At 65.6% G+C, this 23,684-nt stretch carries 25 protein-coding genes, 2 tRNA genes, 2 rRNA genes and 1 other RNA gene; 7 read left to right on the top strand and 23 right to left on the bottom strand.

The window, feature by feature from the left end:
- Positions 1-26 precede the first annotated feature (26 nt).
- From NDI54_RS10270 to NDI54_RS10260, 3 genes are read left to right on the top strand one after another with little or no spacing between them, the layout of a single operon-like run.
- Positions 27-2,180, top strand: coding sequence for a VWA domain-containing protein (locus tag NDI54_RS10270; RefSeq protein WP_310896357.1), 2,154 nt, complete (start codon positions 27-29; stop codon positions 2,178-2,180).
- A gap of 53 nt (positions 2,181-2,233) precedes the next feature.
- Positions 2,234-2,440, top strand: a complete 207-nt coding sequence (locus NDI54_RS10265; protein ID WP_310896356.1) for a CbtB domain-containing protein — start codon at positions 2,234-2,236, stop codon at positions 2,438-2,440.
- Positions 2,440-3,150, top strand: coding sequence for a CbtA family protein (locus NDI54_RS10260; RefSeq protein ID WP_310896355.1), 711 nt, complete (start codon positions 2,440-2,442; stop codon positions 3,148-3,150). The genes NDI54_RS10265 and NDI54_RS10260 overlap by 1 nt, the downstream gene beginning before the upstream one ends.
- Positions 3,151-3,159: 9 nt before the next feature.
- Here the strand turns inward: NDI54_RS10260 and NDI54_RS10255 are convergent, their stop codons facing one another.
- The 17 genes from NDI54_RS10255 to NDI54_RS10175 all read right to left on the bottom strand — a co-directional run bounded on the left by NDI54_RS10255 (position 3,160) and on the right by NDI54_RS10175 (position 19,005).
- The gene (locus NDI54_RS10255; RefSeq protein WP_310896354.1) at positions 3,160-3,846 is read right to left on the bottom strand and encodes a hypothetical protein; all 687 of its coding nucleotides are present in this window, start codon (positions 3,844-3,846) and stop codon (positions 3,160-3,162) included.
- Positions 3,847-3,992: 146 nt separating this feature from the next.
- Positions 3,993-5,264 (bottom strand): outer membrane protein assembly factor BamB family protein, encoded by a 1,272-nt coding sequence (locus NDI54_RS10250; protein ID WP_310896353.1) that lies wholly within the window; start codon positions 5,262-5,264, stop codon positions 3,993-3,995.
- Positions 5,257-5,628, bottom strand: coding sequence for a DUF3209 family protein (locus tag NDI54_RS10245; protein WP_310896352.1), 372 nt, complete (start codon positions 5,626-5,628; stop codon positions 5,257-5,259). Before NDI54_RS10245 ends, NDI54_RS10250 begins: the two co-directional genes overlap by 8 nt.
- A 28-nt stretch (positions 5,629-5,656) precedes the next feature.
- Positions 5,657-6,880 carry a CbiX/SirB N-terminal domain-containing protein gene (locus NDI54_RS10240; protein WP_310896351.1) on the bottom strand — a complete coding sequence of 408 codons (1,224 nt, stop codon included), beginning with the start codon at positions 6,878-6,880 and terminating at the stop codon, positions 5,657-5,659.
- A complete protein-coding gene (locus NDI54_RS10235; RefSeq protein ID WP_310896350.1) occupies positions 6,877-7,536 on the bottom strand; it encodes a cobalamin biosynthesis protein in 660 nt (219 codons plus the stop codon). Before NDI54_RS10235 ends, NDI54_RS10240 begins: the two co-directional genes overlap by 4 nt.
- Complete coding sequence (locus NDI54_RS10230) at positions 7,533-7,754, bottom strand: ferredoxin (RefSeq protein WP_310896349.1); 222 nt, start codon at positions 7,752-7,754, stop codon at positions 7,533-7,535. Before NDI54_RS10230 ends, NDI54_RS10235 begins: the two co-directional genes overlap by 4 nt.
- Positions 7,754-8,851 carry a precorrin-3B C(17)-methyltransferase gene (gene cobJ / locus NDI54_RS10225; protein WP_310896348.1) on the bottom strand — a complete coding sequence of 366 codons (1,098 nt, stop codon included), beginning with the start codon at positions 8,849-8,851 and terminating at the stop codon, positions 7,754-7,756. The genes NDI54_RS10230 and cobJ overlap by 1 nt, the downstream gene beginning before the upstream one ends.
- Before the next feature lie 2 nt (positions 8,852-8,853).
- Positions 8,854-9,777 carry a precorrin-3B C(17)-methyltransferase gene (locus NDI54_RS10220; RefSeq protein ID WP_310896347.1) on the bottom strand — a complete coding sequence of 308 codons (924 nt, stop codon included), beginning with the start codon at positions 9,775-9,777 and terminating at the stop codon, positions 8,854-8,856.
- Positions 9,774-10,745: a cobalt-precorrin 5A hydrolase gene (cbiG, locus tag NDI54_RS10215; protein WP_310896346.1), complete on the bottom strand. Its 972-nt coding sequence runs from the start codon at positions 10,743-10,745 to the stop codon at positions 9,774-9,776. The genes NDI54_RS10220 and cbiG overlap by 4 nt, the downstream gene beginning before the upstream one ends.
- Complete coding sequence (locus NDI54_RS10210; RefSeq protein WP_310896345.1) at positions 10,745-11,632, bottom strand: cobalt-precorrin-4/precorrin-4 C(11)-methyltransferase; 888 nt, start codon at positions 11,630-11,632, stop codon at positions 10,745-10,747. Before NDI54_RS10210 ends, cbiG begins: the two co-directional genes overlap by 1 nt.
- The gene (locus NDI54_RS10205) at positions 11,625-12,422 is read right to left on the bottom strand and encodes a cobalt-factor II C(20)-methyltransferase (RefSeq protein ID WP_310896344.1); all 798 of its coding nucleotides are present in this window, start codon (positions 12,420-12,422) and stop codon (positions 11,625-11,627) included. Before NDI54_RS10205 ends, NDI54_RS10210 begins: the two co-directional genes overlap by 8 nt.
- A complete protein-coding gene (gene cbiT, locus NDI54_RS10200; RefSeq protein WP_310896343.1) occupies positions 12,419-13,042 on the bottom strand; it encodes a precorrin-6Y C5,15-methyltransferase (decarboxylating) subunit CbiT in 624 nt (207 codons plus the stop codon). Before cbiT ends, NDI54_RS10205 begins: the two co-directional genes overlap by 4 nt.
- Positions 13,043-13,200: 158 nt before the next feature.
- Entirely contained in the window at positions 13,201-15,261 is a 2,061-nt protein-coding gene (uvrB, locus tag NDI54_RS10195; RefSeq protein ID WP_310896342.1) for an excinuclease ABC subunit UvrB, read from the bottom strand.
- A gap of 49 nt (positions 15,262-15,310) precedes the next feature.
- Positions 15,311-15,922 carry a rubrerythrin family protein gene (locus NDI54_RS10190; RefSeq protein ID WP_310896341.1) on the bottom strand — a complete coding sequence of 204 codons (612 nt, stop codon included), beginning with the start codon at positions 15,920-15,922 and terminating at the stop codon, positions 15,311-15,313.
- A gap of 61 nt (positions 15,923-15,983) precedes the next feature.
- Positions 15,984-16,458, bottom strand: an RNA gene (gene rnpB, locus NDI54_RS10185) — RNase P RNA component.
- 349 nt (positions 16,459-16,807) lie between these two features.
- On the bottom strand, positions 16,808-18,571 hold the full coding sequence (locus tag NDI54_RS10180; RefSeq protein ID WP_310896340.1) for a nitrite/sulfite reductase: 1,764 nt from the start codon (positions 18,569-18,571) through the stop codon (positions 16,808-16,810).
- Between the two features lie 92 nt (positions 18,572-18,663).
- Positions 18,664-19,005: a hypothetical protein gene (locus tag NDI54_RS10175; protein WP_310896339.1), complete on the bottom strand. Its 342-nt coding sequence runs from the start codon at positions 19,003-19,005 to the stop codon at positions 18,664-18,666.
- 236 nt (positions 19,006-19,241) lie between these two features.
- Between NDI54_RS10175 and NDI54_RS10170 the strand changes: the two genes are divergently transcribed.
- From NDI54_RS10170 to NDI54_RS10160, 3 genes are all read left to right on the top strand, one after another.
- The gene (locus NDI54_RS10170) at positions 19,242-19,424 is read left to right on the top strand and encodes a hypothetical protein (protein ID WP_310896884.1); all 183 of its coding nucleotides are present in this window, start codon (positions 19,242-19,244) and stop codon (positions 19,422-19,424) included.
- A 128-nt stretch (positions 19,425-19,552) separates the two neighbouring features.
- Positions 19,553-20,230, top strand: a complete 678-nt coding sequence (locus tag NDI54_RS10165; protein ID WP_310896338.1) for a DUF7119 family protein — start codon at positions 19,553-19,555, stop codon at positions 20,228-20,230.
- A 34-nt stretch (positions 20,231-20,264) separates the two neighbouring features.
- Positions 20,265-20,338, top strand: a tRNA-Lys gene (locus NDI54_RS10160).
- Between the two features lie 472 nt (positions 20,339-20,810).
- On the opposite strand, the gene NDI54_RS10155 is transcribed toward NDI54_RS10160, so the two are convergent.
- Both NDI54_RS10155 and NDI54_RS10150 read right to left on the bottom strand, forming a co-directional pair.
- Entirely contained in the window at positions 20,811-21,677 is an 867-nt protein-coding gene (locus NDI54_RS10155; RefSeq protein WP_310896337.1) for a hypothetical protein, read from the bottom strand.
- Between the two features lie 147 nt (positions 21,678-21,824).
- Positions 21,825-22,133 (bottom strand): hypothetical protein, encoded by a 309-nt coding sequence (locus NDI54_RS10150; RefSeq protein ID WP_310896336.1) that lies wholly within the window; start codon positions 22,131-22,133, stop codon positions 21,825-21,827.
- Positions 22,134-22,212: 79 nt separating this feature from the next.
- Between NDI54_RS10150 and NDI54_RS10145 the strand changes: the two genes are divergently transcribed.
- A complete protein-coding gene (locus tag NDI54_RS10145; protein WP_310896335.1) occupies positions 22,213-22,626 on the top strand; it encodes a hypothetical protein in 414 nt (137 codons plus the stop codon).
- 100 nt (positions 22,627-22,726) lie between these two features.
- Here NDI54_RS10145 and NDI54_RS10140 read toward each other — a convergent pair.
- From NDI54_RS10140 to NDI54_RS10125, 4 genes are all read right to left on the bottom strand, one after another.
- Positions 22,727-22,802: transfer RNA gene (locus tag NDI54_RS10140), tRNA-Cys, on the bottom strand.
- 46 nt (positions 22,803-22,848) lie between these two features.
- On the bottom strand, positions 22,849-23,106 hold the full coding sequence (locus NDI54_RS10135; RefSeq protein ID WP_310896334.1) for a DUF5789 family protein: 258 nt from the start codon (positions 23,104-23,106) through the stop codon (positions 22,849-22,851).
- 101 nt (positions 23,107-23,207) lie between these two features.
- Positions 23,208-23,330: ribosomal RNA gene (rrf, locus tag NDI54_RS10130) — 5S ribosomal RNA — on the bottom strand.
- Positions 23,331-23,465: 135 nt separating this feature from the next.
- Positions 23,466-23,684: ribosomal RNA gene (locus tag NDI54_RS10125) — 23S ribosomal RNA — on the bottom strand; the annotation flags it as partial.

Here is a 23,684-nt window from a genome sequence, read left to right as displayed (position 1 = left end):
AAATCTCCGTTTGCACTAATACAAGTATGGTTGTATTCGGCGCGGGCAAAAAAGCTTCGCAGGGGGGCTCGTTCGCGGCCGTCATCGGCCAGCGGGACCTCAAGGATGGGTTGCTGGCCGTCGCGACGGACGACGACCTGGACGGGCTGCTGGTCCGCGGCGAGAAGGGGACGGCGAAATCGACGGCGGTACGTGCCCTGGCCGACCTGCTGCCCGAGCAGCGCGCCGTCGCGGACTGCCCCTACGGTTGTCCGCCCGACCGGCCAGACGAGCAATGCGAAGACTGCCGTACGCGCTCGGATCCGCCGGTAGAGACCCGATCCGTTCCCCTCGTCACGCTCCCGCTCGGCGCGACCCGAGACCGCGTCGTCGGGACGCTGTCGGTGGCGGACGCGCTCGACGGCGACCACGAGTTCGACCCCGGCCTGCTGGCCCGCGCCAATCGAGGAATTCTCTACGTGGACGAGGTGAACTTGCTGGACGACCACCTCGTCGACGTGCTTCTCGACGCCGCCGCGAGCGGGGTGAACCGCGTCGAGCGTGACGGCGTCACCGTCACCCACCCCGCCGAGTTCACGCTTGTCGGGACGATGAACCCCGAGGAAGGCGACCTGCGTCCACAACTACGCGACCGCTTCGCGCTCCAGACCGAGGTCAGCGCCTGCGAGGACCTAGACGACCGCGTCGCTATCATCGACCAGGCGCTCGGGGAGAACGACGACGAGGTGACACAGACCGAAGCCAAGACCGACGAGCGTCCCCCGGGCGAGCGCCTCCGAACGGCCCGCGGGATTCTCTCCGAGGTCGACCTCGCCCGCGAGTTCCGCGAGCAGATCGCCGAACTCTGCCGGGACGCCGGGCTCGACGGCCACCGCGGCGACATCGCCACCGCGCGGGCGGCCCGGACCTTCGCCGCGCTCGACGGGCGGACGACGGTCCTCGAATCGGACATCGAGCGGGCCGCCGAGTTCGCGCTCCCGCACCGGCTTACCTCACGGCCGTTCGAGGACGCGCCGGACGTGGACGACGTGCTCGACGACCACTTCGAGGACGAGTCGGAGGAGGAGGAGTCTGCCGAAGACGGTGAGAGCGGTGATGCGGAAAGCGACGCGGACGGCGGCGGGGACGAGACAAGCGGCGAGCCGGCGGACGACGGAGCCGATTCTGACGGCAATGAGGGCGGCGAGGGAGAACAGCAGGAACAGCGCTCGGACGGCAGCGGGGACTCCCGCGGGGATAGCGAAGACGAGTCGGGCGAGCGCGGCGAGCAGCCGACGCCCGCCCCCGCCGACAGCGACGGCGAGCGACAGAATGCAGAGGCCGGCGACGGCGAAGGAGAGGCTGGAGACGATGGCGACCCCGACCAGTCCGACGACCCCGAAAACGCCACCCCACTGCTGCCGGGCCAGTCCCGCGCGGAAGTCGGCGACAGCGGCGCGCCCGATGTGGACGCCCCGACGGTCGACACGGACGGCGGGACGGCGAGCGGGCGCGCGAGCGCGACGGGCACCAAACGCGGCGCGACGGTCCGCACCGAGCACGCCGACCGCAACGACGAGGTCGACGCCGCGGCGTCGGTCCGGGCGGCGGCCAGTCGCGGGAGCGGTCGCGTCGAGTCCCGGGATCTCCGCAAGTCCGTTCGCGCGGGCGACGCCGAGACGCTGGTGGTGTTCGCCGTCGACGCCAGCGCGTCGATGCGGCCGGCGATGAAGGCCGCGAAGGGCACCGTGCTGGAACTGCTGAAAGACGCCTATCAGGCCCGCGATCAGGTCGCGTTCGTCACCTTCGCTGGTGAGGGCGCGGACGTGGTTCTCCCGCCGACCGACAGCGTCTCGCTGGCCGCCCGGCACCTGAAGGACCTCCCGACCGGCGACCGGACGCCGCTGCCGGACGGGCTGACGGCAGCCTATGAGGTACTCGACCGGGCAGACCCGGACGCCGGCGTCGTGGTCGTCGTGACCGACGGCCGGGCGAACACTGCCGACGGGAGCCCGGTCGAGGCGACCAGAAACGCAGCCCGGACGCTCGGCGAGGCGGCTGACCGGACCGTTGTCGTGGACGCCGGTGAGGGGAGTCGCGCCGGGTTACTCGACCTCGTTGCAAACGAAACAGCGGCGTCGGTGGTCCCGCTGGACGCACTGACCGCCGAGCAGGTCGACGCAGTGGCGGGCGAGCGATAGTGTGAGGCGGAAGTTTTACAATCTTACTTGTTCTTAAGACAATTGAGATTTCAATGCAGGACGACACAGACACCGCACGCACCACGGACAGCGTGTACGACCGCATCGAACGGGCCAGAGCGTCGCTGACCGGACCGCAGATAGCTATCGCCGTCGCGCTGGTGGCGGCGCTCGGCTTCACGCTGCTGTTCGTGCAGGACCCGATGTTGCACGACTCGCTGCACAACTTCCGGCACAGCGCCGGCATCACCTGCCACTGATGGCGACTGACTACCTCGAACGCGGCGCGCTGGCCGGCGTGGCGGGCGGACTCGTCTACGGGCTGTTCGTCGCCACAGTCGGGAACGCCTTCACCGCCGGGCTGGAGACGTTCGAGCACGGCCACGGCGGAGGCGGCCCCGTCGTCTCCGATCTCACGACGACCGTCGCTAGCGTCGGCGGCGGCGTCCTCTGGGGGCTGCTGTTCGGCGTCGCGGCCTTCGGGATGGCGTACTTCTTCCTCGAACCAGCGATTCCCGGGACCGGCGCGGCGAAGCGGCTCGCACTCGCGGGGGCCGGCTTCCTCACCGTCTCCGGCACGCCGTGGCTCGTTCTGCCGCCACAGCCCCCGGGCGTCGAGCAGGCGCTCGGAACGGAGACCCGCCTCGCCTGGTACGCCGGGCTAATGGGGCTTGGCGCGCTGGTCGCCGTACTCGCCGGACTCGCGTACCAGCGAACCGAGGGACGCCACACGGCGGTGCAGCTCGGCGCGGCGGCGCTCCCGCTCGTGTTGCTCGCGGTTCCAGTCGCGCTCGCGCCCGCGAACCCAGTCCACGGGGAGGTGCCTGTCGCACTCGTCGCGGCCTACCGCTGGACGGTCGTGTTCGGCCAACTGCTGCTGTGGGCCACAATCGCGGGCGTACACGCGTGGCTCGGCGACGGCGAGACGCGAGCGACAGACGACCTGGAGTACCCGGCGACCGCCGACTGACGACGCGGCTTAGATTTTTCCAGCGACCGTTCCGAGATTCAGCGCCAGGCCAACGATAGCGACGACGGCGGCGATGGCGAGATTCGCCGTCGTCCCGCCGGCACCGATCGACGCCGTGCCGGCCGATACCAGCGCGCCGAACCCGATTCCGGCGACGACGAGCGCGACGCCGGTCAGCCCGACGAGCATCGTCCCGGTCGGGCCGAACCGACCGGCCGTCCGGTCCGTCTCGTACCGGTCCAGTGCGTCGTGCATCGTCTCCGTGACCGACTCCTCAACGTCGTCCATCTGCCCGGAGAGGTAGGTGTTGAGCGTCTCCTCGTGCTCGTCGAGTTCCGTGGCGCGCTCGGACAACTGCGCGTCGTACTCCGTCAGCTCGGCTCTGCGCTCATCGAGGTCGGTCTCCCGGTCGTCGAGCGCGGCTTCCCGTTCGTCGAGCTGGTACTCCCGCTCGTCCAGTTCCGTCTCTCGCCGGTCGAGTTCCTCTATGCGTGTGTCGAGTTTCTCCTCGCGCCGGTCGAGTTCTGCGCCCCGCTGGTCAAGACCCATCTCCCGCTCGTTGAGCCGGCGTTGCATCTGCGCGAACTCCCGTTCACGCTCGGTCGGGGGGTCATCGACAGCGGCGCTGTCGTCGTCTGGTTCGGATTCCGCGTCCGTCTGTGCATCGTCGTGTTCCGCGTCTGTGTCGTTGGCCATACTCGGATCCCGTAGCGCGGCGATACGGGTAGCGAACGGTTAGTTTGACAGTACATAACACAGTAATCGGAGCCAAACCGAGCCGATCACTGCCTGAGGAAAATAGTCAGCACGGACCGGTACTGTTCAGATTCTGCAGAAACGGGTTACCGACGCGACCGGACCGTCTCACTCTCGATCTCGACTCGATGCAACCGATAGGCCCCGCGCTCGCGGCCCTCGTCGTGATAGACGACCGGCTCCTCGACAGCGACAGCGGTTCCGTCTGCGACCGCGGCCGCGGTCACGACGCCGTCGGTGTCCAGCGTGTCGAGGGGGCCGTCAGCGATGTCGAACAGCCGCAGCGCGTGGTCGTCGGCGTCGCGGTCCCGGAAGTTCTGTGCGCCCGGAACAGCTAGCAGTGAGCCGTCGGTCCCAAGCCCGCTGGCGAACCCGCCCACGGGCGCGTCCCAGCGGCGGTCGCCGTCGGGCGAAACCCCGATAGCAGTGTGCTCGCTTGGATGCCGAGCGTCCGTCTCGCGGCCCTCCTCGGGGTAGGTGTTGCCGGTGACGAACACCGCGCCCGCCTCTGTCGCGTGGACGTGGTTCGGGTACGCGTAGACGGTGTCGCCGTCCACATCGGTCGGCGTCGCCAGCGGGACCGACCAGCGCTCCCGGCCGTCGCTTTCGAGCCGGTAGCCACAGTAGTCGCCGTGGCTGGAGACGACAGCGCCGTCGTCCAGCAGGGCCACGTCGCCGACACGGCGCTGCCCGTCGGTTCCGGGGTCCCACATCCAGCGCGGGTCGCCGTCGTCGGCGTCGAGGACGACGAGGCCGTGCTGGTGGTCGCCGGGACAACGGTTGTAGGCGACGGCGACGCGGCCGTCATCAGCGTCGAGCGAGATTGGTGAGCCGTCGGTTCGGTACGTCCAGTCGATAGTACCGTCGGGTGCGAAGGCGTAGACGACGCTCTCGAAGTGGCGGAGATCGGTCCCGTCGTCGTCGGTCCGGCGCTCGTATCGCCGGGCGGCGGCGTAGCAGCGGTCACCGTTCGTGGTGAGACTGGCGACAAATGGGAGCAGGAAGCGCGTCTCCTGCTGGGCCTCGCCCAGGTCTGTCCTGGTTTCGTACCGCCAGCGCAGGTCTCCGTCGGCGTCGTGGCAGCGAATCTCGCCGCGTGCACTGCGTTCGCCGACGACCACACCGCCGTCGAACGGCACCGCTGAGACGACGCTCGGTTCGCCGTCGGTGTCGGACTGCCAGCGCGGACGTGGCGGGCCGGCATCGGACGATACGTCAAACGCCATGAGGTCCCCGTCGGCGGTCCCGACGACCGCGAGCCCATCGATCAGCGTGACCGCCGAGCGACGGCCCTGATGGCGCGAACGAGCAGGGTCCAGCTCCCCGAGGTCCGCGGTCGGCGCGCGCTGGCTACTCATCTACCGGGAATGCCTCGTGGAGGACATCGTGGGCCTCACCCAGGCCCGCAAGCACGTCCTCGCCCTGCGTGGTGATGCGCGACACCGCCCGTTCGGCGTCGCGGACCGCGACAAGTCGGCCCCGGAGGTAGTCGTACTCGGGGTCGTCCGCGTCGGTTGCGGCGATCTCCTCCTCTAAGTCCACGAGTGCGGCGTCGAGATGGCGCTCGATTGCGGCGAGCGTCTCCGCGCCCGCGAGGGCCTCAATCGGGCCGGTCATGTGGCCCTCCAGTTCCTGTTCCGCGTGCTGGCGCGCGTGGTCGTCTTCGGTACCGAGAACGTTCATGAGACCCAGTCGGAGGGCCTCGATTTCGTAGCAGCTCATTGTGTGTATTGAATGGTGGGGTGTGACCTCAAAGGGTCTGGTCGACGAGTTCGCTCACGATTCGGTCGCGGTCCAGGTGCGAGGAGACGATTTCCGGGGCGTCGTCGTCGTCGACGCCGCCGTACCAGACGCCGTCGGGGTAGACGGCGACCATCGGTCCCTCGCCACAGCGGCCGAGACACGACGACCGCGTGATGCGGGCGTCACACTGGTCGCTGTCGCGGGCGGCCTGGCGGAGTCGTTCGAGCACCGCCGGCGCGCCGTCCTGGGCGCAGGTCTGGTTCGTACAGACGGCGACGTGTTTCTCGGGGGCGTCGTGGACGTGGGGGTCGTCGTCCACGTCCTCGCGGTCGGCGTGTTCGGCCTGGTGGGTCAGCGCCCGGAGCATCGCCCGAGCGCCGCCCTGGTCTTCCTCGTAGCCGTCGAGTTCGACCTTGTACTTGCAGGTGTCACAGGACATCTCGACGCTCCCCGTTCTCGCTTCCTGCCAGCGGTCGCCGAGCACGTCCAGCAGGCGCGTGTCGGTTCCGAGCGGTTCGCCCGGCGCGGCGTCGACGTAGGGATATTCCTCGTCGAACTCGCGCGCGCCGTCCTTGATGCGGCCGGTCAGCACACCGTCGCCGAGCATGTACGGGATGACGACGACGGCGTCGGGCCGCGTTTTGGCGATGGCGTGCAGCGTATCGTCCAGCAGCGGCTCGGTGACGCCGATGAACGACGCCTCGACCCGCGAGAACTCCCGGCCCTCGTACAGCAGCCGGGCGAGCTTGTGCACGTCGGCGTTGGCGTCCGGGTCGCTGGACCCCCGGGCGCAGACGACGGCGGCCACCTCGTCTTCCTCTCGGTCGACGCCCAGTTCGGCCTCGACAGCCGCCGCGCGGTCGTCCAGCAGGTCCAGCAGCGCCGGGTGGACGCCCAGATGCGCGCCGTTGTTGATGGTCAGTTCGGGGTGGGCCTCGCGGGCCTGCTCGACGGCCAGGGGCACGTCGTTTTTGACGTGGCTGGCGGCGAACAGCGAGAGGTGGACGACCGACACTTCCGAGACCGCCCCGGCCAGCCCCGCGATGGCCTCGTCGATGGCCGGCTCCGCGAGTTCGAGGAAGCCGGCGTCGACCGGGATGCCGAGCCGCCCTTCCAGTTCAACCGCGAGCTCGCGGACCTGTTCGTTGGACTTCTCGCGCCGGGAGCCGTGCCCGACGAGCAACACCGCTTCGTCGTCCAGCGTGTCGGGCGCGGTGATGGCTTCGCTCATCGGACTCGTTCGATGCTTTTCCGGAGCTTGCGCCGCCGGCTCGGCGCGAACAGCCCCGTCTCCTCGCTGCCCTCGTACAGCCAGTCGCCGAGGGCAGGGGCCGCGTCGTCGTCTACGCCGAACCAGTAGCCCGAGGATGTCTCCGAAAGGTCGTCGTACGGCGCGTCGACCGGACAGCGGTCCAGCAGGGTCTGTATCGTCCGAAGCAGGCGCTCGTCTTCGTGGACGAACGAGATGCCGACCGCGTTGTCGTCGGACTTGAAACAGACCGTGCCACAACCTTCGAGCAGGCCCCGGAGGAGCTGTCGGTCGTAGTCGGCCAGCGCGTCGAAGCGGTAGCCGCCCGAATCGCCGTCGAACGGCAGTCCGAGTGCAGCGCTGGCGCGGTCGGCGAGGCCGCCGACGACCTGCACCGTGAACTCCTCTTCTGTGCGTGTAATCGAGGTGTCGTGGGCGTAGGCTCGCTCGACGATGCGTCGGTCGGCCCGCTCCGCGCCGGCGATGGACGCGAGCCGCCGGGCGGCCGTCTCGTCGTTCGTGCGGACGGTGACACAGCCGTCCTCGCACTCGCCGTCGGCGGCGACGCGGCCCCAGAAATAGGCCGTCTCGGGGTGAGCCGCGAGCATGTCCCGCGGCGCGCCGGTCTCGACGCTCATGGCTGGACCTCCTCGACCTGAATCGCGTCCAGCGGACAGGCCGCGGCGGCCTGTTCGGCGTCGTCCCGCCGGTCGTCCTCGAAGGTGGCCTCGATTGCCGTCCGGTCGTCCGTCTCGATGGCCGCCAGCCCCTCCGCGTCCTCGACGAAGCGGTCGTCGCGGACGAGACAGGCGAAGATTCCGTCGCAGGCCTCGCGGTCGATGGTGATTCGGTACATTAGTAGTCGTACTTGGTTTCGTAGCCTCGCGGCGTCACCATCCGGTCGTCCCAGACGTAGGTGTCCTCGTTGCCCACGAGCAGGGTGGTGGTCATGTCGACGAGATCCGTTTCGCCGAGTTCGGGCAGGTCGCCGAGTTCGACGATTTCGACCTGCTCGTCCTCGCGGCCGGCAGCGTGGACGACGCCGACCGGCGTCTCGGGGTCGCGGTGTTCCAGCAGGATTTCACAGCACTTCTCGTAGTTCTCCCGCCGTTTCCGGCTCCATGGGTTGTAGATGGTGATCGTAAAGCCCTCCTTGGCGGCGGCGTGGAGCCGCGACTCGATGGTCGGCATGTCGGTGAGGTGGTCCGACAGCGAGATCGAGACGGTGTCGTTGACCAGCGGCGCACCCACGCGGGCCGCACAGGACTGGGCCGCCGGGACGCCCGGAACTACGTCGAAGTCGAGCATGGTCGCCGTCGCGCCCTTCGACTCGATAATCTCCAGCGCGAGCCCGGCCAGCGCGTACACGTTCGGGTCACCGCTGCCGATGATGGCCACGTCGTTGCCCGCCAGCGCGCGGTCGATGGCCTCCTCGGTCCGGGACACCTCGCCGCACATCGGCGTGTTGTAGATGTCCTCCGCGGCGTCGGTCACCTCGTCGGGCAGCAGGTCGACGTAGGTCGTGTAGCCGACGATGTGCTCGGCGTCCATGAGGGCAGAGCGCGCGCGGGCGGTCATCCCCTCGGGCTGGCCGGGGCCGAGGCCGACGGCGATGAGCTGGCCCGGCTCGGCGTCGAAGTCGTCGACGGTGGAACCGACTTCCTCCTCGTCCGACGAATCGGACGACGAGGACGCGCCACAGGAGCTACCGCTTGAGGAGGATGACGACGAGTCGGACGAGGCCGCGCCACACGTGGATGTGGTGTCGTCGCTCGTGTCCGGTGTCGTTTCCGGTGACGAACTCGCCGAACTCGCGCCGCACTTGGAGGGGGTGTCGGTCTCTGTGTCCGCTCCGCTCGCGCTCTCTGAGGGGCTTTTCGCCTCGCCCGCCTCGCTCGCGCCGCATTTCGATTCCGTCTCGGTACTTGCGTCAGTAGTGTTGTCAGTACTCATTGTTAGAAATCGTCAACGTCACGCCCGCCGCGCGGGGTGACGAGGAACTCCTCGTAGTCGTTGCGCCAGACTTCGGTCTCGTGGGTGCCGACGACGATGGACGAGCCCATGCCGCCGACCTTGTCGTCGTGGTCGGGCAGGTCGCCAAGCGTCGTGATGGTCTCCGTCTCGTCGTCGAGGTTCCGGCCGGCCTCGCCGCGGCCGGAGTCGTTGACGATAGCGGCGGGCACGTCGTCGGCCCGCTCCTCGCGGAGCACGTCGACGGCTCGCTCGTAGTCGCGCCAGCAGTTGTAGAGGACGACGACGAACCCCGAAATGGCGGCCGCCCGGAGCTTCTCCTCGATCTCGTCCCAGCCGCGCCACTTGTCGGACAGCGAAATCGTACAGAAATCGTTCGACAGCGGCGCACCGAGGTTCGCCGCGCCCGACAGCGCCGCGGTCACGCCGGGGACGATCTCGATTGGCACGTCGTCGGCCTCGTCGGCGTCGGCCATCGTAAACAGCAGATCGGACTTCCCGTAGACGTTCGGGTCGCCGCCGGAGACGTGGGCGATGTCCTCGCCGGCCCGGACGCGCTCGAAGGCCTCACGGGCCAGTTCGACCTGCTTGCCCATCGACGAGCGAATGAGGGTCTGCCGGCTGCCGTCGGGTCGCTCCAGCACCGCCCCTTCCTCATCTGCGATCTCGCCGTCGTCGGTTTCGCCGTCGAGTTCGGCGGACTGCGGTGGGAGCGTCCCGTCCTTCCGGAGGAACTCCTGATAGAGGTTCGAGGCGATGATACAGTCGGCGGTCTGGATGACATCTTTCGCCCGCTGGGTCATGTCGTGGGGCAGTCCCGGGCCGATGCCGACTACGTACAGCGTGCCGTAGTCGTCCGGCCGGGTCGCCGCCGTCGCCGACGCGGCCACGTCCTCGGTTTCGCTCATTGGCCGATCGCCACCGTCACGGCCTCATCGTAGCGGGTCTTCTCGGCCAGCAGGTCGTGTTCGCTGCCGGCGGCGATGGCCGACGCCTCGGCGATGCCCGGCCAGCCGATGAGTTCCTTCGACCGCGAGGGGGTCGGCCCCTCGAACCCCTCCAGCGTTTCCTTCTCGAATGCGACGACGCCCAGCCCCCACTCCTCGGCGGCGGCGAGCATTCCCTCCTCGTCTGCTTTCCGGGTCCCGGTAGCCACGAACTCCACGTCGTCGCGGTCGCGGTCGGCCTCGTCCAGCGCCTGCTGCCACGCTTCGTGGAACTGCTCGACATCTGCGCCGGCGACGCTGCCACAGCCCAGCACGACGCCGTCGTCTGTGTTGCGCTTGAGAACCGTCACGTCGTCGTCCACGAGGACCGCCTTCGGTCCGTCGAGGCGCTCGATGGGACCGAGTTCGTCGTCCAGCACGGCGAGGTTCGTCGCCACGGTCGAATCGCCGTTGACGACGTGGGCGTCGAGTGCTTTTGCCTGCTTCTCGACGCCCTGCTTGTCAGCGGCCTCCGAGGCGGTGGTCATCGCCGGCACCGCGCCCATTGACGCGAGGTCGTCGGCGACCTGGTTCGCGCCGTGGTGACCGCCGGTGATGGGGATGGCCCAGGTGAGTTCCTCGTCGACGACACAGATTGCGGGGTCGTCCCACTTGTCGTCGAGCAGGTGGGCGGTCTTGCGCATCGCGATGCCGCTGGCCATCAGGCCGATGAAGCAATCGTACTCGCCCCAATACTCCTCGAACACGTCGCCGTGGTATTCGAGGATGTCGATGGACTCGTAGCGGTCGCCGATGCCGTCGACGATTTGCTGGGCGGTGTCCATCTTCCGCTCGAAGGCGACGATGGCGATGTCCTCGGCTACTTCGCCGTCCGAGTCGGGCGCTTTGCAACTGTTCGAACTGGATTCGTTGTCTGTGTCAGTGCTCATCAGTCGTCAGCCTCCTGTGAGTCCGCGTCGCTCCCGCGGTTGGCCCAGTCGCCATAGAGGAAGGATCGCTCGTAGTCCTCACCACCAACAGCATCCCCAATCACGACCATCGCGGAGGCGCGGTAGCCCGCGTCTTCCAGTTTCTCGCCGATGGTCGCAATCGTCCCCTCGATAACGTCCTCGTCGGGCCAGGACGCGTGGTAGATGGCCGCCACCGGGGTTTCGGGGTCGTGGCCGTCGTCCAGCAGCCGGTCCATCGTCTCGCTCACGGCGTGGGTCCCCAGATAGATACAGGTCGTCACGTCGCCCATGCCGACGAACTCGGAGATGTGGTCCTCGTCTTCGTCCAGCGTTTTTCCCTGCGGGCGGGTGAAGGCGACGTGGTTGGCGACCTCGTTCAGGGTCAGTTGGGTCCGCATCGTCGCGCTGGCGGCGAACGCGGAGGTGACGCCGGGAACAATGTAGGTCGGAACGCCCTCGTGTTCGAGCGCGTCCATCTGCTCCAGCGCGGCTCCGTAAATCGCGGGGTCGCCGCTGTGGAGGCGGACGACAGTGTCACCGGCCTCGTAGGCGTCCCGCATCAGCGGAATCAGCTCTTCGAGGTCCTTGCCGATGGAGGAGACCGTCTCGGCATCGGCGCAGTACTCCTCTAAGAGTTCGCTGTTGACGAGCGACCCGGCGTGAACCACGAGGTCGGCGTCGGCCAGCAGTTCGCGGCCGGCAACGGTCAGGAGCCGGGGGTTGCCCGGGCCGGCCCCGACGAAGGGGATGCCCTCCTGTTCGTCGCCGGCGCTGTGTTCGTAGACGCGGTCGTCGCGGTTGCCGGCGACGGAGTCGATCGCAGTTTGGGGGTCCGTCTCACCGGTCTGGTCAGCGTTCTCAGTCATGCTTCACCTCGTCGCCACAGAGGGCGGCTTCAGAGCGCTCCTGTCGCACCACTTCCCCGGAGCCGTTCTCGCCGCCGTCGGTCACGACGCCGCTCTCGTCGGCCGCTTCGAGGAAAGCGTCGGTCGCCTGCTCGACGCGGGTCTCGGGCTTCTCGGCGTAGGCCAGCGTGTAGTAGTCTCGCTCGTCGATTTCGCTCGGATCGTCTGTCACGACTGTCTCGCCCTGTTCCATGAACAGCCGGCGGCCGTACACCACGTCGTAGCCGGCCTCGACCAGCCCCTCGTGGGTGGCCGGCGCGTCGGTCACCTTGAACAGAATCATCCGGTCCGGCCCCGTCGGCGACGCGCCGCGGTCGGCCTCCCGAAGGGCCAGACTCGATCCGGCGGTGATTTCGACGCCCAGCGCCGTCGCAAAGGCCGACATAGCGCTGACGCCGGGCACCACTTCGAGATCGACCTCGGGATGGAACGCCGCGAGCGTTCGCCGGAGGTGACCGAAGGTCGAGTAGACGTTGGGGTCCCCCAGCGTGACGAAGGCGGCGTCACCCTCGCGGGCCGTCGGCGCGATCTCCGCGGCGGCCTCCTTCCATGCGGTCCTGAGTTTCTCCTCGTCGCGTGTCATCGGGAAATCGAGGTCGCCGATGCGTTCCTCGGGGACGTGTTCGGTTGCGACCGAGCGCGAGAGCCGCCCCGGCGAGTACACCACGTCAGCGGATTCGAGGGCGCGCTTCCCGCGGACGGTCACGAGGTCGGGCTGGCCGGGGCCGAGCCCGATGCCGTAGAGGGTCATCGCTGGCCTCCGTTCCTGCCATCGGCGTCGCCCGCCGCCGAAGCGTCGGCCGGCGAACCGCCGTCAGCGGCCACGTCCTCGCTGGCGCTGCCGACGAGCATGTACACGGGGTTCTCCGAGTTGAAGCTCGTCGCGCCGGCGAGTTCGTAGCCGTGGCTCACCTGGAACTGGACGACCTCCTCTAAGATGTCGCGCTCGCGGAAGGCTTCGGTCGCCGCGCCGGCGACCTCCAGCCGCGAGACGTTCATCACAATACGGTCGACGCCGGTCTCGACGGCGTGGTCGAGGACGGCCTCGTAGTTGCGCGATCCGCCCAGAAAGAGGGCGTCGGCGTCGTCCGGCAAGCCCTCCGGGGCCTCGGCCTCGCGGAGTTCGACATCGGCCTCGACATCGTTGGCGGCGAGGTTCTTGCGAGTCACGTCGAGTCGACCGGCTTTCCGTTCGAGTGCAGTGACCCGCCCGGCCCGGCGCGCCGCCGTGATGGTGACGGCACCGGTACAGGACCCGACCTCCGCGAAGTGGTCGGCTCCGGTGAGAGCGAGTTTGCTGGCGAGGACGGCCCGGACCTCCGGCTTGGTGGGACCGGCCTTCGCGTCGTGTGGGAGCGAGACGCGTGTCATCACCCTATACAACTACAGTAGCGCGTAAAACAATTTTGGTTGTATTAGTCCAAGTCGAGATTACAACGGCGTTGGAGACGGCTGTCGAAGCGGGTCGGCGGACTGACCGGACAGCGAAACGAGCAAGAAATAGTACGGGGCGGAAAACAGAGTCGGGCTCAGAACTCCGGCCCGGGTGCCGGTACGCCGTCGCCGTCGTCGCCACCGTCCAGATCGAACTCCTCGCGCAGTTCGCGGATGCGGTCCCTGATGTCCGCAGCCAGTTCGAACTCCAGGTTATCCGCGGCTGCCTGCATCCGCTCCTCCAGTTGCTCGATCTGGTGGGCGGCCTCGTCGGCGTCGCTCGCGCCGTCACTGGATATGCCGCCGGTGTCGGTCTTGCTCCCCGGCAGGTTCGTCTCGCCGATGGCCTTCTCGATGGTCGTCGGTTCGAAGCCGTGTTCCTCGTTGTACTGCTGCTGGATGCGCCGGCGGCGCTGGGTCTCCTGGATGGCCGACTGCATGGCGTTGCTGCGCTCGTCGGCGTACAGCACCACCTCGCCGTTGACGTTCCGGGCGGCCCGCCCCATCGTCTGGACGAGCGTCGTCTCCGAGCGCAGGAACCCCTCCTGGTCGGCGTCCAGAATCGCCACGAGCGACACCTCCGGAATGTCCAGCCCCTCCCGGAGGAGGTTGATACCGACCAGCACGTCGATGTCGCCCAGCCGCAGCGAGCGGATGAGTTCGTGCCGTTCCAGCGTGTCCGTCTCGTCGTGCATGTACGCCACGCTCACCCCGGACTCCTCAAGATACTCCGTCAGGTCCTCGGCCATGCGTTTCGTGAGTGTGGTCACCAGCACCCGCTCGTCGCGCTCGATTCGTCCGTCGATGCGTTCCAGCAGGTCCTCGACCTGGCCCGTCGCTGATGCGATTTCGACGGCCGGGTCGACGAGATGGGTGGGGCGAACGATCTGTTCGACGACCTGATCGCTGTGTTCGCGCTCGTAGTCGCCAGGTGTGGCGCTCACGTACAGCGTCTGATCGGTCTTCTCCTCGGACTCCTCGAAGGTGAGCGGGCGGTTGTCGAAGGCTGTCGGCAAGCGGAAGCCGTTCTCGACGAGGCTCTCCTTCCGGCTCTTGTCGCCCTCGAACTGGCCACGAATCTGGGGGAGCGTCTGGTGTGACTCGTCGACGACGGTGAGGAAGTCATCGGGGAAGTAGTCCAGCAGGGTGTAGGGGGCCTCGCCGGTTTCGCGGTCCGAGAGGTGGACCGAGTAGTTCTCGATGCCCGAGCAGTAGCCCGTCTCCTGCATCATCTCGATGTCGAACGTGGTCCGCTCCTCGATGCGCTGGGCGGCGACGTGGTTGCCCTGGCGTTCGAAGTAGCGGATGCGCTGTTCCAGCAGGTCCTCGATTTCGTCAATCGCCCGCTGGAGCCGCTGTTCGGGAATCGAGTAGTGTTCTGCCGGGTGGATCAGGGCGGCCGGTTCCTCGCTTTTGACCTCGCCTTCCAGTGGGTCGACCTTCAGCATCCGGTCGATCTCGTCGCCCCAGAACTCCACTCGGAGGGCGTAGCGGCCGTACATCGGGTAGATTTCCAGCGTGTCCCCGCGCACGCGGAAGGTCCCCTGCGTGAAGTCCACGTCGTTGCGCTCGTAGTTCAGGTCGACCAGCCGACCCAGCAGATCGTCGCGCTCGATCTCCTGGCCCACTTCAAGCGAGAGAGACATGTCGATGTAGTTGCGCGGGTCACCGAGCCCGTAGATGGCCGACACCGACGCGACGACAATCACGTCGTCGCGGGTAAGCAGCGAGCGCGTCGCGGAGTGGCGCAGTCGGTCGATCTCGTCGTTGATCGAGGCGTCCTTGTCGATGAAGGTGTCCGTCTGCTCGACGTAGGCCTCGGGCTGGTAGTAGTCGTAGTAGGAGACGAAATATTCGACGGCGTTGTCCGGGAACAGTTCGCGAAACTCCTCGTACAGCTGGGCCGCGAGCGTCTTGTTGTGGGCGATGACGAGCGTCGGTTGCTGAATCTCCTCAACAACCCACGAGATGGTGTTTGTTTTCCCGGAGCCGGTCACGCCGAGCAGGGTCTGTCGGTCCATTCCCTGGCGAAAGCCCGATGCGAGCCCTTCGATGGCCTCGGGCTGGTCGCCGGCCGGTTCGAACGGGGCGTCGACGCGGAACTCGTGGTCGACATCTGGTCGGTCGATAGAGAGTGGCCCGCCGGTGTCGCTCATTATCCATACATCGGGCTGGACGGACTTGAGCCGCGTGGTTTGCGGACCGTTAACAGACCGGCTTCGGGTTCACACCGAGGTCTTCGAGCGTCTCGAAGTACTCGTCGTAGGCCGTCGAAATAACATCGATAGCGGCCGCCTCCGCGGCGTCCCAGTCGTCGTCGCTCTCGCAGACGGCATCAAGCAGTTCGGCAGCCTCGTCACGGAGATCCACCACGTCGCTCCCGGCACCGCGGAACGTACTCGCCGTCTGGGGGTCCGCCTGGCCGGTGAAGAAGCCGGTGTACTGCTCCTTGACCTTCTTGTCGACGAGCGTCCAGCCGACGAAGCCGCCGAGTCGTTCGACGGTCCCGTCGAGATCATCGAGCACGTCGTGCATCGCCGGCGTCCGGTCGACCGGGTCAGCGTCGAAACCGTCACGCCGCTCGGCCGCCTCTGCCGCCGCGTCGGCAAACAACGCTGCTGCGTCCTCGTTCGCGTCGTCGCTCCAGGCGTCGAAGGTGTCGTGGGCCGCCCCCTCGCGGGCGGCAGCCGCTGCCAGTACCACGTCGGGTTCCATCTCGCCGCGGGTGTCGGCGTACAGCGTCTTCGAGGACCCCAGTCGGGAGAGTTCCGTCTGCTGGTCGTCACGAACGGCGTCGATAAGGTCGGCTGCGGTCATACTCTGGCCTGTGGCCGGCGCGGGCTTGTAACCATCGAACCCGCCGCTACCAGGGTAGTGTGGCTGCGGGGAGTAAGCCCCCTTCTGTTCGGGCCAGCATTCGGCTCAGCGGCCACGTCCAGCGCTCGCGCGCGGCGTCGGACTACCTGTCGACGCGGCCTTGCACCGGTGAGGTTTCGCCGTTCCATCGGTCCGTCGCCGGAAGCGTGGGGCATCGAAGATGGCCCACGCGTGGGGCGCTTCAGCGGCCCACGTGTGGAGCACGGCTGTGGTCCACAACTGCGCGCCCCGGAGTCACCGGGTCGCGACTGCCCTCGGTGGGTTAACTCTCCCTCGCTTTGGCCGCGTGCCGCACCATCTGGTGGGGCACGGTCAGCCTCGCTCGGGATTCGCACACCTCATCGGTCCGGCGACGACGTGTCGTTGCTGTTCCAGCGCCGACGGTCTCCCGCCCCGGACTTGCGCCCGGTCACCTGTCCGACAGGTGGGGGGACTTTCCTCATGGCTTGCGCCACGGGAGCTGGCCTCCCGCTGCCACTCACTCATACACTAGTGCGGCGAATAAGGCTTACCAACGACCTTTTTTCACCGGGACATCGCGCTCGCCGATGGCGAGCGCTCAACCCCGGCCAAAAAACGTCGATGAAAAAAGCGCGAATCGCGCCGCGAATCGCGGCGCGATTCGCGTGAAACCGCTCGCTTCGCTCGCGGTATGCTCACAACAGCGACTGCAAAACTTGTGTCCCCCTTCAGAGGTAGACCTGCCTTTCCCCGGGTCGCGCGACGGAGCGCGCTCCCGGCCACAGACAAATACAGAAAGCAATCAAACCGCGGACAGCCACGCGATTCAACGAATGCCGAGACGCGAATACCCAGCAGTGTGACTTAGTCGTCGGAGGTCAGCGGTTCGCCAGCGCCGTTGGTCGGGGCGGGCGAGGACTGCATGTCGTCGTCCTCTGCGTAGGGGTACCACGTCATCTTCGTGTTGTGCATGTACGGGTCGTCGTAGTCCGTCTCTTCGGGTTCGACCATCTCAGCCAGCGTTTCCTCGTCGCGGTCCTCCACGAAGTCACGGAAGGTCTCGCCGCCCTCACGGGCGTCCTCGAAGTTGTTGACGAGGTTCTTGATCGCGCCGGGGACTTCATCGGCCGGGACACGCATCTCCACCCAGTCAGCGAAGCGCGGGTCGTCGCCGAGGCCGCCGCCGAGGCCGATATCGAGTGCTTCGACCGGTTCGCCATCCTTGCGGGTCTTCATGCCACGCAGGGACACGTCGGCGATCTGGGGCTGGGCGCAGGAGGCCGTACAGCCCGAGAGGTGGATGTGGAAGTCCTTGTGGTCCTCGGGGAGTTCGACGTTGTCCTTGAGCCAGCGGGCGTAGCGGACCTGGCGGTTCTTCGTCTCGACGATGGAAAGTGAGCAGTACTCCGTGCCCGTACAGGCGATGGAGCCGCGCATGAACGGCGACGGGTCCGGGGAGTAGTTCTCGAGCAGGGGTTCGCTGGTGAACTCGTCGAGGTTCTCCTCGGGCACGTCGGTGACGATGATGTTCTGGCGCTGGGTCAGTCGGACCTCGCCGGAGCCGTACTCGTCGGCGAGTTCCGCCAGTTCCAGCACGTCGTCGGCACCCATGCGGCCGACCAGCACGTTCAAGCCGACGTAGTAGTTGCCGTCTTTCTGCTCGTGAATCCCGACGTGGTCGTTGTGCCCGTCCTGGGACCCGGTGTTGTAGCTGTACTGGTCGCGCATGTCCTCGCCGGCGGTCTCCAGTTCGAAGTCGACGTACTCCTCCTGCAGGACCGAGCGCATCTTTTCGGGCCCCCACTCGTCTATGAGGAACTTGATGCGGGCGTTGAAACGGTCCTCGCGGTCGCCGTTGTCGCGGAAGAGCGCGGACATGCCGTGGGCCACGTCAGCGGCCTGCTCCGGCGGGACCCACACGTCAATATCGCGGGCGAGGCGCGGTTCCTTGCGGGAGAGGCCGCCGCCGATGCGGACGTTGAAGCCGATTTCGCCGTCCTTCTCGGCAGGTTCGAAGGCGAGGTCGTTGATGTCGCCCTGACCACAGCCCTCGTCACAGCCGGCAATGGCGACTTTCCATTTGCGCGGGAGATTCGAGTAATCGTCGTTGCCTTTGAACGTCTCGTGGAGGTCCTCAGCGACGGACCAGGCGTCGACGTGTTCGTGTTTGTCCTTGCCGGCGACGGGACAGCCGACGATGTTCCGCCAGGAGTCACCGCAGGCCTGCTGGGTTCCCAGACCGACGGCTTCGAGCTTCTCGAAGATTTCCGGGATATCCTCGATCTTGATCCAGTGAAGCTGGATGCTCTGGCGGGTCGTCCAGTCACAATAGGCGTCGCCGAATTCGGGGTTGTCGGCGGGACCGGACGCGTACTCCTTCGCGATTTCGCCAATGACCTCGAGCTGCCCCGGTTTGATGACGCCGTTCGGCGTCCCGATACGCATCATGAAATACGACTCCTGTCCGGAGCGCTGGTGGTACAGACCCCACCACTTGAAGCGCTCGAACCAGGCGTCGTGTTCGTCTTCCGGGATGGCGTCCCAACCCTTCTCCGCGAACTCCATCAAATGCTCCCGGATCTCGTTGCCGTAAACCTCGTCCTTCCATTTCTCGACTTTACTGGGCATAGCTAATGTATCAACACACACGTCACACAGACTTATACACCACACTTTGCCGTCAACCGTCTCCCCCACTCCCTGAAAAGAGAAAATGTTGCCTATTCTTCCGGACTGGCAAGCCGGGTCCGCTTCTCGGGGAAATGGACGCTCTCGTGGACGACACCGTGGAATTCGCCAGAATCGGGGTCTACGACACGCCCGACCGTCAGCCAGTCAGTGACGCCGCTCTCACCACACGTAATGCACTGGCCAGCGATTCGCGCCTGGATATCCGGGTAATCCACGCCCACTTTCACGAACCCCTCAGCGAGGAAATCAGTCGTCTCACACCCACAGAAGTCGCTTCGCGCCAGCAACCACAGGTCCGAGACGTTCACTTCCCGCGAGTCGTTGACGGAGATCCAGGCCCCGTCGTCAAGCTGGTGAACGTCGGTCGTCATTACATCTCATTAGATTCCCGAGACACCTGAGGGCGTCGGCGGTCGCAAGTATCACCGGAGCTTGGTTGAAGCCGCCGCTGTCGTGTGGTGCGTGTGTCGCGGTATCACAACCCGCAGTTTGTTGGGAGCCGTACAAGATATGGACATATGTTGCCTGTAAGTCGCAGTGCGGGCCAAGCTTACAGGAGAGTCGGTGTTTAAGATAATGGGGCCGTTACGAAGGAGTACGACACCACGTGGCGGCCGTTCAGGTCGTCGCTGTGACAGAAACGATGACGAATGCACAACAGACCCACGACGACACTGCCGAACGCGAAGAGCCGACCACAGACCACCTCGACAACGTCGAGGATGGCTGCGGTTGCACAGAGATCTGGGAGCACATGAGCGAAGAGCGCGAGAGCGCATCCGACGACTGAGACAGACGATTGTAACAGCGAACCGATATTCGCCGACACCGGGTCGGCGACAGCCGGTATGACTTACAATAGTCTGTTTGATACCCCGTACGGGATACTTTTGTGCGGCGCTCCCCAAGCACATCTCGATGCCTGAGGGGCCCGACAACTACGTTCCATCGACCGACCGGGAGTCACCGGTCGGGAAACCGGTCATCCGCGGGGACCCGGCACTCACCGGACAACGACCCGAGGAGGCCGTCGAGTTCGACCCTGACGACCCCGAGAGCCTCGAACTCGCCGCCAGAACTGTCAAGAAATTCTCCGAGAACACCGCCGGAGCTGACGACAACGTGTTCATTCTGCGTGGCGCGGCCGCGTGTGCAGCCTTAGTACGCGGTGAAGGGTCCTACAAAGCCGCTGCTGAGCGGGCCGGTGGCGAGGCCTCGGTCTCGTTCATCCGGAAATGGTCCCGCGTCCACGACCTGCCCCGGTCCGTCCGTATCCACGTCGCCAAAGGGGAAATCGCACCGACGGCAGCCAAGCACATCGCCAGAGTCTCCGGCGAGTCCCGGCTCCTGCTTGCGTGGGCCGCCATCGACCACGACCTCACTGTCCGCCAGATTCGGTCGGTCGCAAGCAGTGTCAACGATAGCGCATCCGTCAGCGCAGCACTCGCCAGGGAGGGCTACGCGCTTGGTGAACTGACGACACAGCTCAGCCGCGACGCCTACTGCCGACTCCGTCGACAGGCCGCACTTGACGGAGCGTCTCCCGGGGAAGTCATCAGCGAGGCTATCGAGTCGTATTTCGACGGCGGACCGTAAGGCCTTAATCGCCACTCCCCCCAGCGAATAGCGAGGGCCGGTAGCTCAGTTAGGCAGAGCGTCTGGCTTTTAACCAGATGGTCGGGGGTTCAACTCCCTCCCGGCCCGCTTTTGCGACGAACCGACGAGCACCGCGAGCCGGTGTCAAACGAAAGCGGGAGGGGTGAACCCTGGGAGTCGCAGCAGCCGACCAGCGAGAGGCCGACCGTCTCCCTCCGATTCAGCGTCCTCCCGGCCCGTTGTCCTGCCGACCGCCAAGAGCCGGGGATACAAGACCGGTCCATTTACCACCGAGACGGCGAATGGTCCCAGTATGGACGGAACGTTCGACACGATTCAAAAGGGGTTCACACAGCCATTGCGCCCGCTTGGCGTTACTGTCGGCGTATTACTTGTCACCGCTACGCTTGCGACGATAGCCAGCACACCGTGGCAGACGCATGCGTCTATGACAACAGCGATCATACAGCTGCTCGCGGCACTTGCGATGGGTGTAATCGGTGTGGGACTGGCATACGTTAGCTGGACGGCCGAGACGTAATTCAGTCGCCAAGAACAGAACCGAAAACGGACGCTGTTGTTATCCGCGAACGGGCAGGTACGCCATCCCCAGCATCAGCACGGCGGCGATGCCCGACAGTATCGAGACGCCCCAGATGCCGTTCTTGCGCTCGTGGAAGTAATCCTGCTGATCAAGCGTTTCCTGGTACTGACCGTACTGCTGAATCGGGACGATCTGGACGGTGCTATGATCCGGGAAGTGTGTGAAGAACTGCTGCTCGCTCAGCGTGACGTTCCCACCCTCCGAGAGCTCGATCGTGTTGTTACGTGGTCCAAACCATTCGAGCGTCGCGCTCTCGTTAGTCACCTCGACGACTGTCGTCTCCTGAGTACCGCTGTCAGTCGCGTACGGATAGGTATCACCGGTTGTGAACGACACCGTCTCCGGCTCCGGAAGCCACTCGCTCAGTGGGACTTGCGTATTATTCGACCGGTAGACCACGTACTCGGTCCCGTTCTGGGTCGCTAGCGTGTTCTGGACAGCGGAGTCCTCGGCCAGGAGCGCACTGACGTTGAGCTCTTCTTCGAGCGTCACGGTGCTTTCGTTGCTATCAGTGGACACGCGGTAGGTGTCGTTCTGATAGGTCGCCGTGGCGTTGTGCTCTAATGTCGCGGTATACCGGGATGATTCGTTCGTCCACGAGAGATCAGCAGCCATACTACCACCGCCACCACCGTGGCCGCCACCACCGCCACCGGACATGTGGATGTTCGTGGCCGTGTACTCCGTTCCGTCGACAGTGAACGTACTTTCGTTTGTCAGTTCAGCGTCTGCGTCGAGCGATACCGCCGGCCGCTGGCTCTCCGCGACGCCGATATAGGCGTACGCTGCAACACTGATAACGAGGAAGAACGCGAAGTACGCCGCCGCGGCTCGTCGTTGCATATGGGAACGGTCAGTCGCCGCGCCGTTTAATGATTACTTTTCGAGCGCATTGGTGAGGAATAGGGCGCCCATCCTGGCCAGGCAACGGAGCGATTGTCACAAGCCAGGCTAGCTCAGGCTCGCCTGCCAAGAGCTACCGCAGTACGGTTAGCCGTCACAGCAAACCGTGTACTGGACATCGGAAGCTGCAAGCGATTCAACCGTCTCCACGACATCGTCAACTGTCTCGAACCGCCCGAACTTGCTCACGACCGCCCCTTCAGCGCGTAACACAACTGTCCACCGGTGCCCGTCCGGGCTGTCATGCCGTTCGAACACGAACTCGCGATCAGGCAGCCGAGCGGTGACTGGACTACCAGTGGTGACCGTCCACGATACGCTATCGGCAAGCGCGCTCTCTAGCACGGTTTCGAGTCGTCGGCGAAGCCCGGTCATCGGTTCGTCCCGTGCGCCCATACGGGAACATCGGCGTTTGGAGTTATAAGCCGTTGTGACACGACACAACGTTCAAACGGCCGAAACCCGTATCATAGATGTGACTCAGTCGCTTCTCGTCTACGACGGCAGTACCGATCTGTTCCGGCGCGCCGCCGAGACGGTAACCCACTGTGCTACGGATATCACACCTGTTCCCTGGGAATCCGACTCGATTCAGGCGTTCCTGCAGGCGCAGTTCGACGACTCGCCGTTCGCGTTCATCCTAATAGAGGGGGAGTCCGTTCACGTCGGCGAAGCGGCTGTAAAGGAAGCGCTGGAACAACTTAATATCGCACCGCCCGTCGCTCGACTTGTCGAGCAGGCGTATCCTACCGCCGCCGCGCCGTTTGGGCGTGTCGTTCACGGGCAAGTCCCTGCTGAGATCCACGGCACTTTTCCACTCGATCCGACGGCAAAAGCCCACATTGAACCCCTCCGCCGAGTCCACACGATTCCTGTCGAAACAGAGTGACTGCACACCCACCAGCGGGGAGATAACTCAGGCTCAGACCGGCAGTTACGCTAGCCGCGATAGAACGTCGCTCGATAGCTGTTGCTTGCTATGTTTAATAAGCCAAGGGCCGGATTTGAACCGGCGATGGGCGGCTCTGCAGGCCGCTGCGTTAGGCCGGACTCTGCCACCTTGGCGCGAATAGGAGTAATCAACTCGTTCGCTTAAGGGTAGCGGATTCGGTTAGCCCTCGCCCTCCGACTGGCCGGGTTCGCCCACCCCTTCGACTGGGATGGTGTTGTAGATCGACGATTGGGCCTCGTCCGGCGAATCGAACTGTTCGTCGTTGATCCGATCCAGGACCGTCGGTAACGATTCGGAGCCGTCCGCGTACACGAGCTGTACGTCGTTGAACTCCGTCCGAGCGGTCGCGACCGACAACGGGTACGTCGCCGTTTCGAGAAGGGCCGTGAGTTCGTTCAGTTTGACTTGGCGAGTCATACGACAGGTTCTCGGCCTAGTCATGTAGTTACGCACTGCTTATAAATACGAAAAGCCCACTCGGGAGAGATGGGTCTCCTGAGTGGGCTATGAGGTATGAATGGTGGCGGCGAACCGCGTTTCCCAGAGGCTCGCGCACTCCAGTACTCCCCGGAACGCTGGTGGGCTTATCTTCCGTGTTCGGGATGGGTACGGGAGGCAACCCCACCGCTGTGGCCGCCTAACGTCGAGTCGTGGAATCGAACCACGAGGGTACCAGTCTCGATCAGATTCTCCACCGTGTGATTACGTGCGATCCAGTTTGCGCCTGGACTCGTTCAGCGACGAGTAAATCGTCGGTGAATGAGTCACAGTGCGTATGAATGATGGCTTTGGTCTGTTAGTGCTCGTGGGCTTAACGTCTCGTTACCTCGACGCGCACACCCCGAGTCTATCGACCCTGTCTTGTACAGGGGACCTCTGCGGTGTCTCTTTTCCAAGTGGGTTTCGAGCTTAGATGCGTTCAGCTCTTACCCCGTGTGGCGTGGCTACCCGGCACGTGCTCTCTCGAACAACCGGTACACCAGTGGCCACCAACC

It is taken from the genome of Haloarcula terrestris, assembly GCF_031624315.1.
In the GTDB taxonomy this organism is placed as follows: Archaea; Halobacteriota; Halobacteria; order Halobacteriales; family Haloarculaceae; genus Haloarcula; species Haloarcula terrestris.
This window is presented reverse-complemented; position numbering and strand designations above follow the sequence as displayed.

Excerpts from the sequence above, each read along its gene's own strand:
- NDI54_RS10270 (WP_310896357.1), top strand. The coding sequence starts at position 27 with ATGGTTGTATTCGGCGCGGGCAAAAAAGCTTCGCAGGGGGGCTCGTTC.
- NDI54_RS10265 (WP_310896356.1), top strand. The coding sequence starts at position 2,234 with ATGCAGGACGACACAGACACCGCACGCACCACGGACAGCGTGTACGAC.
- NDI54_RS10260 (WP_310896355.1), top strand. The coding sequence starts at position 2,440 with ATGGCGACTGACTACCTCGAACGCGGCGCGCTGGCCGGCGTGGCGGGC.
- NDI54_RS10255 (WP_310896354.1), bottom strand. The coding sequence starts at position 3,846 with ATGGCCAACGACACAGACGCGGAACACGACGATGCACAGACGGACGCG.
- NDI54_RS10250 (WP_310896353.1), bottom strand. The coding sequence starts at position 5,264 with ATGAGTAGCCAGCGCGCGCCGACCGCGGACCTCGGGGAGCTGGACCCT.
- NDI54_RS10245 (WP_310896352.1), bottom strand. The coding sequence starts at position 5,628 with ATGAGCTGCTACGAAATCGAGGCCCTCCGACTGGGTCTCATGAACGTT.
- NDI54_RS10240 (WP_310896351.1), bottom strand. The coding sequence starts at position 6,880 with ATGAGCGAAGCCATCACCGCGCCCGACACGCTGGACGACGAAGCGGTG.
- NDI54_RS10235 (WP_310896350.1), bottom strand. The coding sequence starts at position 7,536 with ATGAGCGTCGAGACCGGCGCGCCGCGGGACATGCTCGCGGCTCACCCC.
- NDI54_RS10230 (WP_310896349.1), bottom strand. The coding sequence starts at position 7,754 with ATGTACCGAATCACCATCGACCGCGAGGCCTGCGACGGAATCTTCGCC.
- cobJ (WP_310896348.1), bottom strand. The coding sequence starts at position 8,851 with ATGAGTACTGACAACACTACTGACGCAAGTACCGAGACGGAATCGAAA.
- NDI54_RS10220 (WP_310896347.1), bottom strand. The coding sequence starts at position 9,777 with ATGAGCGAAACCGAGGACGTGGCCGCGTCGGCGACGGCGGCGACCCGG.
- cbiG (WP_310896346.1), bottom strand. The coding sequence starts at position 10,745 with ATGAGCACTGACACAGACAACGAATCCAGTTCGAACAGTTGCAAAGCG.
- NDI54_RS10210 (WP_310896345.1), bottom strand. The coding sequence starts at position 11,632 with ATGACTGAGAACGCTGACCAGACCGGTGAGACGGACCCCCAAACTGCG.
- NDI54_RS10205 (WP_310896344.1), bottom strand. The coding sequence starts at position 12,422 with ATGACCCTCTACGGCATCGGGCTCGGCCCCGGCCAGCCCGACCTCGTG.
- cbiT (WP_310896343.1), bottom strand. The coding sequence starts at position 13,042 with ATGACACGCGTCTCGCTCCCACACGACGCGAAGGCCGGTCCCACCAAG.
- uvrB (WP_310896342.1), bottom strand. The coding sequence starts at position 15,261 with ATGAGCGACACCGGCGGGCCACTCTCTATCGACCGACCAGATGTCGAC.
- NDI54_RS10190 (WP_310896341.1), bottom strand. The coding sequence starts at position 15,922 with ATGACCGCAGCCGACCTTATCGACGCCGTTCGTGACGACCAGCAGACG.
- NDI54_RS10180 (WP_310896340.1), bottom strand. The coding sequence starts at position 18,571 with ATGCCCAGTAAAGTCGAGAAATGGAAGGACGAGGTTTACGGCAACGAG.
- NDI54_RS10175 (WP_310896339.1), bottom strand. The coding sequence starts at position 19,005 with ATGACGACCGACGTTCACCAGCTTGACGACGGGGCCTGGATCTCCGTC.
- NDI54_RS10165 (WP_310896338.1), top strand. The coding sequence starts at position 19,553 with ATGCCTGAGGGGCCCGACAACTACGTTCCATCGACCGACCGGGAGTCA.
- NDI54_RS10155 (WP_310896337.1), bottom strand. The coding sequence starts at position 21,677 with ATGCAACGACGAGCCGCGGCGGCGTACTTCGCGTTCTTCCTCGTTATC.
- NDI54_RS10150 (WP_310896336.1), bottom strand. The coding sequence starts at position 22,133 with ATGGGCGCACGGGACGAACCGATGACCGGGCTTCGCCGACGACTCGAA.
- NDI54_RS10135 (WP_310896334.1), bottom strand. The coding sequence starts at position 23,106 with ATGACTCGCCAAGTCAAACTGAACGAACTCACGGCCCTTCTCGAAACG.